Origin of the sequence: Streptomyces sp. P6-2-1 (assembly GCF_050613165.1) — a bacterium.
Lineage (GTDB): Bacteria > Actinomycetota > Actinomycetes > Streptomycetales > Streptomycetaceae > Streptomyces.
The window spans coordinates 1719189-1732820 of the sequence record NZ_CP192513.1 but is presented as its reverse complement, the minus strand read 5'-3'; the positions used below and the strand labels follow the sequence as shown (position 1 = coordinate 1732820).

Here is a 13632-nt window from a genome sequence, read left to right as displayed (position 1 = left end):
TTCTCCCATCCAGGAGGACGAACGCGCGGACGGAAAAGTTCGCGAAAGCGGAGGCCGGTTGTGGCGGGTGGTGCGGGCCGGTCCTCAGCCGGCCTCACGAATCGTGACGGAGCCGTCGTGGCTGCGCGCCCGCACCCGGTGCGCGCTGTCCTCAGCGCGGTCCACCGAGACGTGCGTGCTCCCCTCCTTGACCTCGGTCCGTACGTCGTAGGCCGCCGAACCCGGCAGCTCCACGGTCGTCGAGCCGTCCTGGGAGTGCGTGTCCACGAGCGCGGGCGCGGTACGGGCCACGAGGTGGAGCGAGCCGTCCGTGCTGCGCATCCGCACGGTGCGCGAGCCGACCCCGCGCGCGTCGACGCTCCCGTCCGTGCTGCTCAGGTCGAGCGGGCCCGAGACGTCCCGCACGCGCAGCGAGCCGTCGTGGACCCGCGCGGAGAGCGCCGTACGGACACCCGAGACGCTGACCGTGCCGTCCTTGCCGCGCACCGTGAGCGCGAGCGCGCGCGGCACCTTCACGTCGTAGCGCGCGTCGCAGTCGGCGAAGAGCCCCGAGCACGTGGCCCGCAACCGCAGCCGGTCCCCGTCCAGCTCCCAGCTCGGCCTCGGCCCCTTGCCGAGCACGACCCTGCCCGCGATCCGCCGCGTGACCTCGATCTTCTCGACGTCCGCGGCGACGACGTCGAGCCGCGCGTCGTCCACGTCGACGGTCAGCCGCTCCCCGCCGAAGGCCCAGGCCCGGTGCTCCGGCTTCGCGTCCGCGGCGTCGGCACACCCCCCGAGCACCGCCATGAGCCCCACCCCCAGCACCACTGCCGTCACCGCACGTACTCGTCGCATGAACCCCTCCTCCTCGGACCACGACCGTACGAGGGAGCGGCCCCGCGGCACGATGACGCGGTCCCCCGTCCCCACCCGGGGGTTTTCCCCACCGGCCCCTGTCCCGGCCCCGGCGCGGGGCAAGGTAGGCTGTCGGCTCGACCCGGGCGCGTAGCTCAGGGGTAGAGCGTCGCCCTTACAAGGCGAATGTCGGCGGTTCGAAACCGTCCGCGCCCACCGGGAGCAGAAGCAGGCCGGTGCCTGTCTTTCGGCCCCTCGGCCCTTGTGGCCGGGGGGCTTTCGTCGTCCCCGGACGCGCGCGGGCCCGGCGGTGACGGCGACGGGGCCGACGGCGGGCCCGGCCTGCGGGGGCGGTGACGAGGCGCCGATGCCGCGCGCCTCGGGCGCCGTGCTGATCGCGGCGCGTTGATCGCGCTGCCCTGGTGCCGTTCGCGGTGTGCGGCATTGCCCTCGCGGGGCGAAGGCCGGAGGCTCGGGACCGTCCGCGCCCCCCCCCGGGCGGCGGGTGCGCACCTGCCGCGGCCCCTCAACCGGGATCGGCTGAGGGGCCTTGTCGTGGGCGAGGGGCGCGTGTGTGTGCGTGCGGTGCCTACGGGCGGGGGCGTGCGCTCACAGGTAGGGGCGTGTGATCAGCTCGATGGCGTGGCCCGCGGGGTCCTTGAAGTACACGCCCCGGCCGCCGTGTTCGTCGTTGATCTCGCCGGGGCGGCGCATCTGCGGATCGGCCCAGTGCGTGATCCCGCGCTCGCGCAGCCGCTGGTACGCGCGGGCGAACAGTGCGTCGTCGAGCAGGAAGGCGTAGTGCTGCATCTGGATCTCGACCGGCGGCTCGGCGAACTGCAACAGCACGCCGTCGCGGAGCTGGACGTTGGTGAAGGGACCCCAGGACGGGGCTTCGGACAGCTCCAGCAACTCCCGGAAGAACCGGGCGGATTCGGCACGGTCCTTGGCGGCGATGATGGTGTGGTTGAACGTGGCCGGCATACGGCTGGCTCCTTGGTGGTCCTGCACGGGAAACGGGCTCGTGGCGCGCGTGTCGCGCGCGTGGCGCGAGAGCCCGGGGGGCCGCGTGCGGGACGGGATGGGCGCGTCGTACCGCGCACCCGCCGTGCGCTCAGCCCACCACCGGGTCGCCGATCCGTGAGTGGCGCGAAGCCGGTCCGGTGTTCACGCCGGGAACCCTACGCGAGCGTCCGTGCGGCCACAACGGTGGCGTGGCGCCCTTCGCGGGGCGGGGCGGGGCGCGGCACCGGGCGGGGGTGAGGGGAGTGGGGGTGAGGGGAGTGGGGGGTGAGGGGAGTGGGGGGTGAGGGGAGTGGGGGGTGCGGGCCGGGCGGTCCGGAACGTCCCGAGGGAGACGACGGTGATCCGCCCGGGTGCGCACATCGACCGATCCCCCCCCCGCACCGCGCGGGACTCTGCGGACACGTCCTGCGCCGTCAACTCCTCCAGCAGGTCCGGGTTCACGAGCGTGAGAACGCCGCGACGTCCTGCGGCGGGGCGGCGGACCACAGGACGGCCCGGGCAGCGCGGTACGTGGCCGCCGCCCCCGCCGGCCGCCGCCCCCGCCGGCCGCCACCCCCGCCGGCCGTCGCGCCTGCGGGGCGGGGAGGTGTGCCGTGGGGTCGGCGCGGCGGTCGTGGGCGCTGTCCGCGATCTTCAAGGGTGGCGAGCGGATCGGCCGCGATACGGCGGATTTTGTCCTCGGAGGCGAGCCCGGGCGTGTGGGGCACGGCTTCGGCGATCGCGACGACCCGGTCGGGTACCCCGGCCGCGCGGAGGCGTGCGGCGGTCCAGTCGGTGTCCTCGATGACGTCGTGGAGCAGCCCGGCCATCCGGAGGCCGGGACCGGAGGGGGCGAGACCGGCGGCCACGGCGCGGACGTCGGCGATGCACGGCACGCCGATCTTGTCGGCCTGTCCCGCGTGGGCGAGAGCGGCGAGGGCATGGGCCTCCGCGAGGGGCGTCATGACGCCGGCGTGGCGCGACCGGCGGGCAGCCGTGGCGCGGGGGCGGGGCCCCGGAGGGCAGGGTGCGGGTGAACAGCCGACCTGCGCCTTGTCAGGGCGACGCTCCGCCCATCGAGTCGCTCCACCCGTCGAGTCGCTCCACCCGTCGAGCCGTACGGCCCGCCGACTCACGGGCCCCCGGGCGTCGTTGGCCGGGGGCCCGGGGTCAGCGGCGGGACTCGCTGAGGGCGAGGGCGAGGAGTTCCGGGTCGAGGAGGCTCGCGTCGGCCAGGCGGGTGGGGGCCGCGTGGGCGTTGAAGAGCGTCTTGGTGAGGCGCAGCGCGGTGGGGGAACGGCGCAGCAGCGGCTTGACCCAGGCGAGGACGGCGGCGTCCAGGTCCGCCTCCGGCACGACGCGCTGGAGGATCGACAGGCGCAGCGCTTCCTCGGCGCCGACCACGCGGGCCGTCAGGACGAACTCACGGACGCGGGCGGCGCCGGCCTCGTTGATGAGGCGGGGCAGGAGGCCGCCCCAGGCGACCGGGAGCCCGAGGGCGAGTTCGGGGAGACGGAAGCTCGCGGTCTCGGCACCGACACGCAGGTCGCAGGCGAGCGCGAGCGCGAAACCCGCGCCGATCGCCCTGCCCTGGACGCGGGCGATGGTCACGGCGGGTCCCGTGCTCAACGCCTCGCACACACGGCGGGCCCGCGCGCCCGAGAGGCGTACGGCGCCCCCGGCCGGGTCGGTGGCCATGTGCGCGGAAAGTTCGTGGCGGTCGCCGCCGAGACAGAAATCGGGCCCGGCGCCGGTGAGGACGACGACCTTCGTCGTGGTGTCCTGGGCGTCGAGCACTTCGTACAGCTCGTCGAGCATCGTGTCCGTGACGGCGTTCCCTTGCTCCGGCTCGCGCAGTTCCACGAGGAGCAGGCCGCCCTCGCGGCGGGTGCGGAGGGTTTTGCGGTCGCTGTCGAGGGGGAGGAGGGACAGCGGGGAAGGCGGAACGGGTGCGGGTGCCCCCGCCGGTTCCGGTTGACCGGTCATATCTGGACATCCAGGGAGACGAGACGGCGGAAGACGAATCGGGTGTCGTCGAAGACCGGAGCCGTGACCGCGTGCAACGTGGGGAAACGTTTCAGCACCTGGGCCAGGAGTTCCTGGGCTTCGAGACGGGCCAGACCGGCGCCCAGGCAGTAGTGCGGGCCGCCGCCGAAGGAGAGGTGGCCGCCCCCGCGCAACGGGTCGAAGGTGTCCGGGTCCGGGTTGCGGCGCGGGTCGTGCGCGGCGGCTCCGTACATCACGTGGACCGTCGTGTCACGCGGGATCGGGACGCCGGCGAGTACCAGGTCCTCCGAGGCGATACGGGAGTTGACCCAGATCGGCGGGTCGTAGCGCAGCGCCTCCTCGACCGTTGAGTCGATGTGCTCGGGGTGCGCGCTCAGCCAGGCGGCGCGGGCCGGGTCGGCGGTCGCGAGATGGACGGCGTTGCCCATGAGGACCGCGCTCGTCTCCAGGGAAGCGATCGTGACGAACATCGTGAGGTCGTAGATGATCTGGTCGGCCGCGGCCCGGTCGTCCCCGTACACGTCGTCGAAATGGGCGATCCACTGCGTGAGCGCGTCGTCGCCGGGCCGCGCGCGGCGCTCGCGGATGAGCCGCGTGAAGAACTCCCGCATCTCCAGCGTGGCCTGCTCGGAGATGGCGAGCTGCGATTTGGAGGGCAGCAACTCCTGTGCGTACACCTGACGGTGGGTGAAATCGAGCAGGTGCGCGTGGTCGGCGCGATCGATGCCGATCCACTCGCCGACCGAGCGCACCGGCAGCTGCTCGCCCACGACGCGCATGAAGTCGGCGTGCCCCTCGACCTTGATCTCGGCCTCCAGCTCGTCGAGGAGCGAGGAGATGAGACCGGCGATCATGGGGCGCAGGGCTTCGAGCGAGGCGCGGTCGAAGGGGGTACCGACGGCGCGCCGCTGGCACGTGTGCGCCGGGGCGTTGAGCCGGGGGAGCGTACGGGTCATCTCACGTGTCGCGAGGTCGGCCCAGCGCTCGGGGTTGCCCTGGCGCTCCTGCCAGGCGAAGTCGTTGCTGTGCCATTTCCTGCCGCGCAGGACCTCGTTGCAGGCGTCGAAGCCGACCACGAAATAGCCGCCCCAGGGTGCGGGGACGACGTCACCGAGTTCGTGCAGTGCGGCCCAGACCGGGCGCGGGTTCGCTGTTCCCTGCGCGCTGCGAAGCCGCCGCAGCAAGGGGATGACGGCGCGGCGGCTGAGAGTGGAGGTGCCGGGGTGATGGCCTACGGCGTTCACGCATAGCTCCTTTGGCTAAGGCTGCCGGTACCGGCGGAAGCTACCCTTCCTGTCTGCGCGTCATGCGCCGCAGGGTGTTGCCTCTGTCACATGCGGTGGTTTTGGCCTCTGCGACACCATGCGTAACGCCCCGTTCTGTCCCTGTCTGTCATGAATCCCGGCGTGCCCGGCCGAGGCGCGGAGGACCCGGGACGTGGGCCTCCGCGCCTCAAAACCCGTGCGGGGAAATTGGCCTGATCGTTCATGAGGTGATGAGCATTCAGACCTCTTGTGGGCGCGGTCTACTGGGCGCCGCGCGCGGTCGGCTGAGCGCCGTCGGGCACCGCGCGCGGTGGGCCGGGGGTGTCGTCAGGCGCGGAAGACGTCGAGGAACGCCGACCAGAAGCCCTTCTTGCGGGCCGGTTCCTGCGCGCCGTCCGGACCACTCGTACCGCGCGGGGCGACGGGGGACTGCCGCTCCTCGCCGGGGGCCGGCTGGGGGCGGTGCAGCGCCATGCGGGTCGCCGGGGTGGGGCTGAAATTCACCGGCAACGAGACCAGGGCCCGGTGGAAGGGGCCGGGACGCCAGCGCAGTTCCCCCTCGGGGACCGCGAGCGCGAGGTCGGGCAGCGCGTTGAGCAGCCGCTCGATCGCGGCGCTCGCGATGACCTGCGCCGGGTCCTTGGCGGGACAGGCGTGCGGGCCCGCGCCCCAGGCGAGGTGCGCGCCCTTGCTCTGGCTGCCGCGCGCCTCGGCGAGCTGGGGGTCGCCGTTGGCGCCGGCGAAGGAGATGAGCACGGGCGTGTTCGCCTCCGCGATGTGCCCGCCGAAGTCCACGTCCTGCACGGGGTAGTGGGCCGCGTAGTTGGCGATGGGGGCCGCGTTCCACAGCACGTGGTCCATCGCCTCCTCGATCTGCATCCCCGCGTCACGGCCGCCCGAGGTGGAGAGCAGGAGCAGCAGGGTGTTGCCGATGAGGTTGCGCTCGGGCTCGACACCGGCACCCATCATCATCACGAGCTGGTCGTTCAGCTCCGCGTCGGTGAGCCCGGCCGGGTGCTGGATGAGCCAGGAGGTGATGTCGTCACCGGGCTGGCGGCGCTTGAGGGCGATCAGCTCCATGAGGCACGCGGTCAGTTCCTCGTTGGCGCGCAGCGGGTCGCGGCCGTCGAAGATCGCCGACATCGAGGAGGTGAGGGTGTCACCGATGTCGGCCGGGCAGCCGAAGAGCTTGTTGAAGAGGAGCAGCGGCAGCAGCTTGGCGTAGTCGGAGAGCAGATCCGCCCGGCCCCGCTCGCTGAACTGGTCCAGGAGGTGGTCGGCGATGGGCTCGACCTCGCGTCGTACCCGGCTCATGTTGAGCTTCGCGAGGCTGTCGGTGACGGCCTTGCGCAGCCGCAGGTGCGTGGAGCCGTCACTGAACATGGCGTTGGGCCGGTAGCCCAGCATCGGCAGCAGGGGGTTGTCCGCGGCGATGCGGCCTTCGGCGAGGTCCTGCCAGCGGCGCGAGTCGCGGACGAACAGTTCGGTGTTGCGGAGTACTTGGAGCGCCGTGCCGTGGTCGACGACGAGCGTGCCCTCGATGCCGGGCGCCAGCTCGACGGCCCCGGCGGCGCCCTCGGCGCGCAGTTTCTCGTACACCTGGTGCGGATCGGCGGCGAAGGCCGCGTCGTGCATGGGGCATCCGCCGCCGGTCGGGGCGGACGCGCGATGAGTGGTCATCGGACTTCCTTCATGAACCGGGAGGGGGTTCCCGGGGGGAAAGGGGGTGAGGTGGGGGAGGGGCGGGGTGCGGCCGGGCGCGGGGGCCGACGCGTACCCGTACGAGGCTTGTCCGGTCCTGCACGGGAAGCGGCCGGTCTCGTACGGGATGTGGCCGGTTCCCGTGCGAGATGTGGCCGGTTCCCGTGCGGGGGCGACCGGTCCCGTACGGGATGCCGCCGGGGTGCCGCGGGGGACGCGGTGCCCGGGGGCCGGACGGTGTGGGGCCCGTACGCGCGAGGAGGCCGCGTTTCCCGCCGTACGGAAGGACCGTCCCGTACGGCGGGAAACGCGGTCAGGCCGCGTGTTCGAGGAGGTGGCGGACGAGGGCGATGAGTGCTTCGGCCGAGGAGCGCTGGTCGCGCGCGTCGCAGACGACCACCGGGGTGTCCGGGAGCAGGTCGAGCGCCTCGCGCACCTCCTCCGTGCTGTAGGACGTGCCGGTGTCGAAGGAGTTGACCGCGACCGCGTACTCCAGGCCGTAGCTCTCGATCAGGTCGATGACGGGGAAGGTCTGCTCCAGGCGTGAGGGGTCGACGAGCAGCAGCGCGCCGAGCGCGCCGCGCGCCATGTCCTCCCAGAGCTGCATGAAACGCTGCTGGCCCGGCGTCCCGAAGAGGTAGAGGACGAGGTCCTCGCTCAGGGTGAGCCTGCCGAAGTCGAGGGCGACGGTCGTCGTGCTCTTGTCGCCCGTGCCGCGCAGGTCGTCCACGTCGACCGAGGCGCGGGTCATGCGCTCCTCGGTGCGCAGCGGGGTGATCTCCGAGAGCGAGCCGATGAGGGTCGTCTTGCCCACGGCGAAGTGCCCGACCACGAGGATCTTCGCGGCGTTGGTCACCGCGCTGGGGACGTAGATGGAGCGCGGGGCGACCTCAGCCGATGAGGGATTGGAGTCCATTGAGAACCTTCTCCAGAGTCGCTCTGTCAACGTGCTGGGCCCGGGGCGGTTCGGCTCGGCGCATGAGGTGTCCCTGCCGCGCGAGGTCGGTGAGGAGTAACCGCACGACGCCGACGGGCAGCGCGAGGTGACCCGCGACCTCGGCGACCGAGAGGTAACCCCCGCCGCACAGCTCCCAGATCGCCCGGGTCTCGGGACTGGCGCCGAGCGGCAGACTGCGGTCGGGAGCCAGCGTCACCAGGGTGTGCAGCGCCAGATCCTCGGGGGTGGGCAGTTCCCTGCCCCCGGTGATGACGTACGAGCGCACGAAGTCGCTCGTGACGGAGGCCCCTTCATCGGGGCTCTTGGCCTCCTCCTCGGGGGCCGTCATACGCCGACACCGTTGTCAGTGCGCGGGGCGATGCTCATGGCCTTCGCGAGCGCCGTCACCGTCTTCTGCATCCGGAAGGACACGGCCTCCATGTCCACGTCGACCGCCGCCGATACGGCGAGGTAGGCGCCCGAACCGGCCGCGATGAGGAAGATCCAGCCGCCGTCGTACTCCAGGAGCGTCTGCTTCCAGAAACCGTTGCCCGCGCCGACGAAGGGCGCGACCGCGCGGCTCAGCGACTGCATGGAACTCATCGCGGCCGCGTTGGTCTCCGCGTCGTCGCGGGATATCTCGTCGGAGCGCTGGAGCAGCAGCCCATCACCCGAGACAAGGATCGCGTGGCGTGCGCCGCGCACTTCCAGCACGTCGTTCAGCACCCATGACAGGTCGGTGTTCACGGCTGATCTGGTCCTTCCAAGGAGGTCGTGCTCCGCCCGAGCTGGGTGCCTCGCGCGAAGGCACCGAGGCGGGACGCGGTCACTTCGCTGGACTGTTCCGGTGCCGTCGCCTCGCTCGCCGCGGGCTCGGGGACGACCGCGATGGCACGCTGGCGGCGGCTGCGCTTGGGGAGCCCGCCGGAAGTGCGGCCCACGATGTGCGAGGGGCCGACCGGTACGGGTGCGAGGCGCTGCGGCGTCTCCTCCACGGTGTCGTCCTGCCGGGCGGCGGGCGCCGCGGGTGCCGCCGACTGGGCGCTGAGAAGCTCTTCCGGTACGCGGATCACGGCACGCACGCCTCCGTAGGGGGACACCGAACCGACCGAGACCGCGAAGCCGTAGCGGGTCGCGAGCATCCCGCACACCGCGAAGCCGAAGCGGGGCGGGTCGCCGAGCTTGGTGATGTCGACGGATTCCTCGGCCGAGAGCAGGGCCGCCGCCCGGTCCTTGGTCTCCTGGTCCATGCCGAGGCCCGCGTCGTCGACGATGAAACAGATGCCGGTGGGCACGGTCTGGATGTTCACCTCGACCGGGGTGCCGGGCGCGCTGTACGCCGTCGCGTTGTCGAGCAGCTCGGCGAGCACCACCGCGAGCGGCTCGACCGCCTTGCTCACGACCTGGGCGCTGACCTGCGCGTGAACGCTGACCCGCCCGAAGCCCTTGATGCGGCCCTGGGCGCTGCGCGCGACGTCGTACACGTTCGCCGGGTCCTGGCGGCGGCCGAGCCAGCCGCCGCACAGCACCGAGATGCCCTTGGCGCGGCGCCCGATCTGGCTGCCTGTGTGGTCGACCGACATGAGGTCGGCGAGCATCTCGGAGTCGTCGCCGTACTTCTGGAGCAGTCCGTCGAGCAGGAGTTGCTGTTCCTCGGCGAGGGACTGGAGCGTGCCCATCGCCGATTTGAGGACGGCTTTGGTCGAGGACTCGGCGTCCGCGCGCACGTCGGCGAGTTCGCCGTGGTGCCGTTCGGACAGCGAAGCGGTTCTCGCCTCCAGATGCGCGAGATCACCCCGGGCCCGGCCGAGTCCCGCCTCCAGCTCGGCCTTCGCCTTCCTGAGCGAGAGGTTGGTCCTTCGCGCCCGCAGCACGGCGAACACCGCGACCACGAGCACTACCAGCGAGAACCACAGCAGTGGATCTCGGAAAAATGAAGTCATGAGACTCTCTTCAACTCGCACCGCGCGAGGACGGGGACGGGTCCTCCGGGGCACCGCGCGGGGTCGTGCGTCGTGGCGGGTGGCGCGGAGCCGCCTGGCGTTTTCCGTCCCGCGCCCTAGGGCGGTGGGGCTTTTGAGACTGTCCCCCGCACGCGTATGACGCGTCGTCAGTCTACTGAAAGTCCGATGATCGTATCAGTCGAGACTTGCGACTTCGGCCGGTTGAGCGCATCGGGTGGCGACTCTCACCTCATCTGCACCAGTTCCGGGTGACGGGTGATGAACGAGGCGGGTGCGGACGGGAGTTGGGGAGATGAAGGTGTGGGGGTGCGGGGGGAGCGGGAGGGGGACGTGTGGGGGTTGGGGAGGTGAGGGGGAGTGGGTGGGGGCGGTGCTGCGGGGGGGCGGTGGGGGTGAGGCGGGGCGGCGGTGGGGGAGGCGGAGACGGGGTGGCTTCCGGGTGGGGAGCCCGGGCCGGGGTGGGTTCCGGGTGGGGTGGTGGGGGTGAGGTGGGGCCCGGTGGGCCGGGCGGGGCGGCTTCCGGGTGGGCCGGCCCTTGGGTGGGGTGGGGGTGAGGCGGGTCGGCTTTTGGATGGGTCGGGGTCGAGGGGTGCGGGTTCTCTGGCGGGGGGATGGGTCGGGGTCGAGGGGTGCGGGTTCTCTGGCGGGGTGGCGGCGAGGCGGGTCCCGGCGGCCTGGGTGGCGTGGCTCCTGGGTGAGGGGCGGGGTGGGTCGGCGCCTGGGTGGGGTGGAGGCCGGGGTGGGCCGGCTTTCGGGCGGGCGGGGCCGGGGCGCCTCACTTCTCCGGTGGGGTGGTGGGACCGGGGGTGCCGGGAGCGGGGGGCTCGGGGGCGGTGGACGCCGGTTCGGTGGGCTCGGGCGCGGTGGACCCTGGTTCGGTGGGCTCGGGCTCCGGGGTCTCCGGTGCGGCGGCTTCGGGTCCCGGGGTGCCTGGCTCGTTGGCCTGCGGCGCGGTGGGTGCGGGCTCCGTGGTTCGTGGCTCGGTGGGGGGTGTGGCCGCGTGCTTGAGGCGGCTGCGGGCGTCGACGCGGCGCTCCTGGGCGACCTCGGCCCAGTAGGGATGCGAGGTCACGAAGACGGTCAGCTCGAACTCGCGGGCGCGCAGCTTGCTGACGAGCGCCTGGTCCTCCGCGCCCCAGCCGGGCGTGGCGGGCCGCTCCACGCGACGCCATCCGTTGTCCTCGCTGAAGCCGTCGTGCGGTGTCACGGACCAGGGCAGCCGCCTCAGCAGCTCGCGCAGCTCCGCCCGCACCTGGTGCAGTTCCTCCTGGCCGGTGCGGAGGTCGTCGGGGAAGTCTCGGGTCTCTGCCACGCATCGAATGGTACGCCTGTTCGATTTTTCGAAGCGAACGGAAGGGGGGAGGCGCGTGCTGATTCATTCGAACGTGTGAACGGGGATCGTGGTGTGGACGCGGGAACGGGCCGCGTCCCCGGGACGGCTCTCTCGGGCCACCTCCGGGGTGAGCCGCACCACCCCCACCCCCGGGAACCCGCCCGTCCTGAGACGGCCCGCTCGCGCCCCCGACCGGCCGGAATCCGTACCGGAGCCCGGTCCGGCTCTCCTCCGCCGGGATGCTCGACACCGAGACCGGCCCCGCGTCCGCGGCGTCCCCCGCGCACCGCCAGGGCCGTCGGTGACCCACAGCCCGCCGCCCTCCCGGGCCGTGCCCGTATCGGGCGGCACCGCCTCGGCCTTCGAGAACGACTCGGACTCCGAGTCCGTCGCCATCCACCGCCATCCACCGCGTGAACTGCCGCCTCTCGCACAGGAAGCACCTCGTGCCCGGTTCGTCGGCCAGTACGAGCGCGACGGTGCCGTCCGTGCTTGCGGGGCCCCGCCAGGCCCTCCACCTCGCAGGCGTGCTCGTGACCGACACGCCACCCGCTTTGCCGACTTCGCCGACCACGGAACCGGCCTCCGCGCGACCGTCCCACGCGTGCACCGAGGGCTCGGGGACCCGATCAAGGGGCCGCCCACCGACGCGACCCGCACGGGTGCGGCGCGGCCGGGAGCGGGCGTGCCGGGGATGTGCGTGCTGGGGCGGGTATGCCGGGGCGCGTGTGGTGGGCGCGTGTGCTGGGCGCGCCCGGGAGTGTCGGGGGGCCCGGGGGCGTCGGGGGGCCCGGGGGTGTCGGGGGCCCGGGGGTGTCGGCGGTGTCGGGAGCTTCGGGAATCGGTGGGGTCTCGGGGCCTCGGGAGTGTGTGGGGCGTCCCTGCGCGGAGACTGCCTGCCCCCGCCGACACCGCCGTGCGACGCGAGGCCGCGTCAGGGGTGTGGCCGCCCCCGCCCGCGAAGGCCGCCCCACGTCCCAGCGGGTGAGGGGTGTCGGCGTCGCGGCGGGTGACCAGAAGGCGCTGTGCACGGGGGCGCTGTGCCCGGGGGCGCTGTGCACGGGCGCCGAGGAGGACGCGGTCGCCTGGGGCGAGGAACAGTGGCGCGCCGAGCGGGCACAAGTACCCGTCGTCCGTCCCGAGGTCGTGCACCAGGACGTACCTCGGACGGGGATGACGCCGTCGACACCGGTGACGGCGAGCCGTATCCGTAGGCGCCCGGCTGTATTCGCCCGGCCGTGAACGCTCGGGAGTCACCGTTTCCGGGGCGGGCTCCCGCTCGGCGCGGCAAGCTGGGGGCCATGTGCCGAAACATCCGGACCCTGCGTCCCCCCGCCCAGCCCGAGTGGGCGACCGAGGAAGAGATCCAGGAAGCCGCCCTCCAATACGTCCGCAAGGTCTCCGGCTTCCGCGCCCCGGCCGCACACAACCGAGAGGTGTTCGAACGCGCGGTCGCTGAGGTGGCCCGGGCGACGGCGGAACTGATGGCGGGCCTTGAGGTGAAGGGCCCTGCGGCGCGGGGGGAGGCGAGCTGACCCGGCCCGGGCAGCTCGTCCGGGCGGGGGCCGGTCGGGGTGGGGGCCGGGGTTCGTTGAAGGGCCGGGCCGGTCGTGGGGTTCGGTGCGGGCGGCCCGGCGTGAGGGGGGCGATTCGCCTGGGCGCTCGGCTCGGGTGCGGGTCTGGTCCGGGCGCGGGCCGCGTCCGACGGGGCCGCTGATCGGGTGGGGCCGCTGGTCAGACTGCGGGTCTCGGCCCGGCCGGGCCTGCGATCCGGCTGCGGGCCGGGTTCGGCTCGGCCCGGCTGCGGGGTCTGGTCCGGCTGTGGGGCGTGCCCCGCACCCCGTACGGACTTCCGTGTGGCCGGTGCCGGTGCCGGTGCCGGTGCCGGTGCCGGTGCCTGTGCACAGGGTCAGGCGGCAGCCCGCACCTGCCTCCGCCTCCGCGCCCACACCCGCGACGGGCGAGGGGTGGGGGAAGGTGTGCGTCGTGCGGCCGCGACCGTGGACGCGGTCAACGGCGTACGGGCGCGGTCCGGTGGGGAACGTGACCCGGACCGAGCCGTCGCGGGTCCTGCCGGTCACGTCTCGGCGTTCACCCGCTCCGCCGCGAGTCCGGCGGCCCGTACCGTGCCGTTGCGACTCACGAGCCGATGGAGCCCGCCGGGACCACCCGCGTCCCGCACACGTACATCGCCGTCGCAGTGCCGAGGCGCAGCCGCCCCGCATCCCGTGACTCGGCCGCGTGACCTCAACCCCGTGACCTCGGCACCCGCGTTCCGTGCGCCAACCGTCACCGAGGCTCCCCGGGGGACGCGGACGAGCGGCATCCCGCCGCGGCTCTCGCGCGAGCCCCGTCGCGCGCCGCGCAGGGCGGGTCCGGGGCGCGGGTCCGGGGCGCGGGTCCGCCCGTCACCTTCCCGTCGCGTGTCGTCCCCCGGGGGTCCGTACGCCGCTCCGCGTCGCGACGACGAGCCTGGCCCCGCCCGGCAGGCCGTACGTGTCCCGTCCGCCGTGCCGCCGAGCGGTGAGGAGTGCGAGAGGCCGTGCGGGCGTGCGTGCTGGGTGAGCCGCGGACACGGGGTGT

Annotated in this window: 13 protein-coding genes and 1 tRNA gene; 3 read left to right on the top strand and 11 right to left on the bottom strand. The window is 73.3% G+C overall.

All coding sequences use genetic code 11. The annotated features are described in order from the left end of the window. Positions 1-84: 84 nt before the first annotated feature. Entirely contained in the window at positions 85-837 is a 753-nt protein-coding gene (locus tag ACQYWQ_RS07650; protein WP_431033153.1) for a DUF4097 family beta strand repeat-containing protein, read from the bottom strand. 144 nt (positions 838-981) lie between these two features. On the opposite strand from ACQYWQ_RS07650, the gene ACQYWQ_RS07645 reads away from it, so the two are divergent. Beyond that, a tRNA-Val gene (locus ACQYWQ_RS07645) sits at positions 982-1053 on the top strand. Between the two features lie 393 nt (positions 1054-1446). Here the strand turns inward: ACQYWQ_RS07645 and ACQYWQ_RS07640 are convergent. The 10 genes from ACQYWQ_RS07640 to ACQYWQ_RS07595 all read right to left on the bottom strand — a co-directional run bounded on the left by ACQYWQ_RS07640 (position 1447) and on the right by ACQYWQ_RS07595 (position 11028). Beyond that, positions 1447-1821 (bottom strand): VOC family protein, encoded by a 375-nt coding sequence (locus ACQYWQ_RS07640; RefSeq protein WP_431033152.1) that lies wholly within the window; start codon positions 1819-1821, stop codon positions 1447-1449. A 479-nt stretch (positions 1822-2300) separates the two neighbouring features. Next, positions 2301-2807: an HD domain-containing protein gene (locus ACQYWQ_RS07635; RefSeq protein WP_431033151.1), complete on the bottom strand. Its 507-nt coding sequence runs from the start codon at positions 2805-2807 to the stop codon at positions 2301-2303. A gap of 205 nt (positions 2808-3012) precedes the next feature. After that, positions 3013-3828 (bottom strand): enoyl-CoA hydratase/isomerase family protein, encoded by an 816-nt coding sequence (locus tag ACQYWQ_RS07630; protein WP_431033150.1) that lies wholly within the window; start codon positions 3826-3828, stop codon positions 3013-3015. Continuing rightward, positions 3825-5093 (bottom strand): cytochrome P450, encoded by a 1269-nt coding sequence (locus tag ACQYWQ_RS07625; RefSeq protein ID WP_431033149.1) that lies wholly within the window; start codon positions 5091-5093, stop codon positions 3825-3827. The genes ACQYWQ_RS07630 and ACQYWQ_RS07625 overlap by 4 nt, the downstream gene beginning before the upstream one ends. Before the next feature lie 348 nt (positions 5094-5441). After that, positions 5442-6794 (bottom strand): cytochrome P450, encoded by a 1353-nt coding sequence (locus ACQYWQ_RS07620; RefSeq protein WP_431033147.1) that lies wholly within the window; start codon positions 6792-6794, stop codon positions 5442-5444. A gap of 334 nt (positions 6795-7128) precedes the next feature. Then, positions 7129-7731 (bottom strand): GTP-binding protein, encoded by a 603-nt coding sequence (locus ACQYWQ_RS07615; RefSeq protein ID WP_431033146.1) that lies wholly within the window; start codon positions 7729-7731, stop codon positions 7129-7131. After that, positions 7706-8101, bottom strand: coding sequence for a DUF742 domain-containing protein (locus ACQYWQ_RS07610; RefSeq protein WP_431033144.1), 396 nt, complete (start codon positions 8099-8101; stop codon positions 7706-7708). The genes ACQYWQ_RS07615 and ACQYWQ_RS07610 overlap by 26 nt, the downstream gene beginning before the upstream one ends. Next, positions 8098-8499 carry a roadblock/LC7 domain-containing protein gene (locus ACQYWQ_RS07605; RefSeq protein ID WP_009064783.1) on the bottom strand — a complete coding sequence of 134 codons (402 nt, stop codon included), beginning with the start codon at positions 8497-8499 and terminating at the stop codon, positions 8098-8100. The genes ACQYWQ_RS07610 and ACQYWQ_RS07605 overlap by 4 nt, the downstream gene beginning before the upstream one ends. After that, positions 8496-9695 carry an ATP-binding protein gene (locus ACQYWQ_RS07600; RefSeq protein WP_431033143.1) on the bottom strand — a complete coding sequence of 400 codons (1200 nt, stop codon included), beginning with the start codon at positions 9693-9695 and terminating at the stop codon, positions 8496-8498. Before ACQYWQ_RS07600 ends, ACQYWQ_RS07605 begins: the two co-directional genes overlap by 4 nt. A 796-nt stretch (positions 9696-10491) precedes the next feature. Further along, a complete protein-coding gene (locus ACQYWQ_RS07595; protein ID WP_431033142.1) occupies positions 10492-11028 on the bottom strand; it encodes a hypothetical protein in 537 nt (178 codons plus the stop codon). A gap of 963 nt (positions 11029-11991) precedes the next feature. Between ACQYWQ_RS07595 and ACQYWQ_RS07590 the strand changes: the two genes are divergently transcribed. Together ACQYWQ_RS07590 and ACQYWQ_RS07585 are read left to right on the top strand one after the other, a co-directional pair. After that, a complete protein-coding gene (locus ACQYWQ_RS07590) occupies positions 11992-12291 on the top strand; it encodes a hypothetical protein (protein ID WP_431033141.1) in 300 nt (99 codons plus the stop codon). 59 nt (positions 12292-12350) lie between these two features. Next, on the top strand, positions 12351-12584 hold the full coding sequence (locus tag ACQYWQ_RS07585) for a DUF2277 domain-containing protein (RefSeq protein WP_431033140.1): 234 nt from the start codon (positions 12351-12353) through the stop codon (positions 12582-12584). Positions 12585-13632: the final 1048 nt, after the last annotated feature.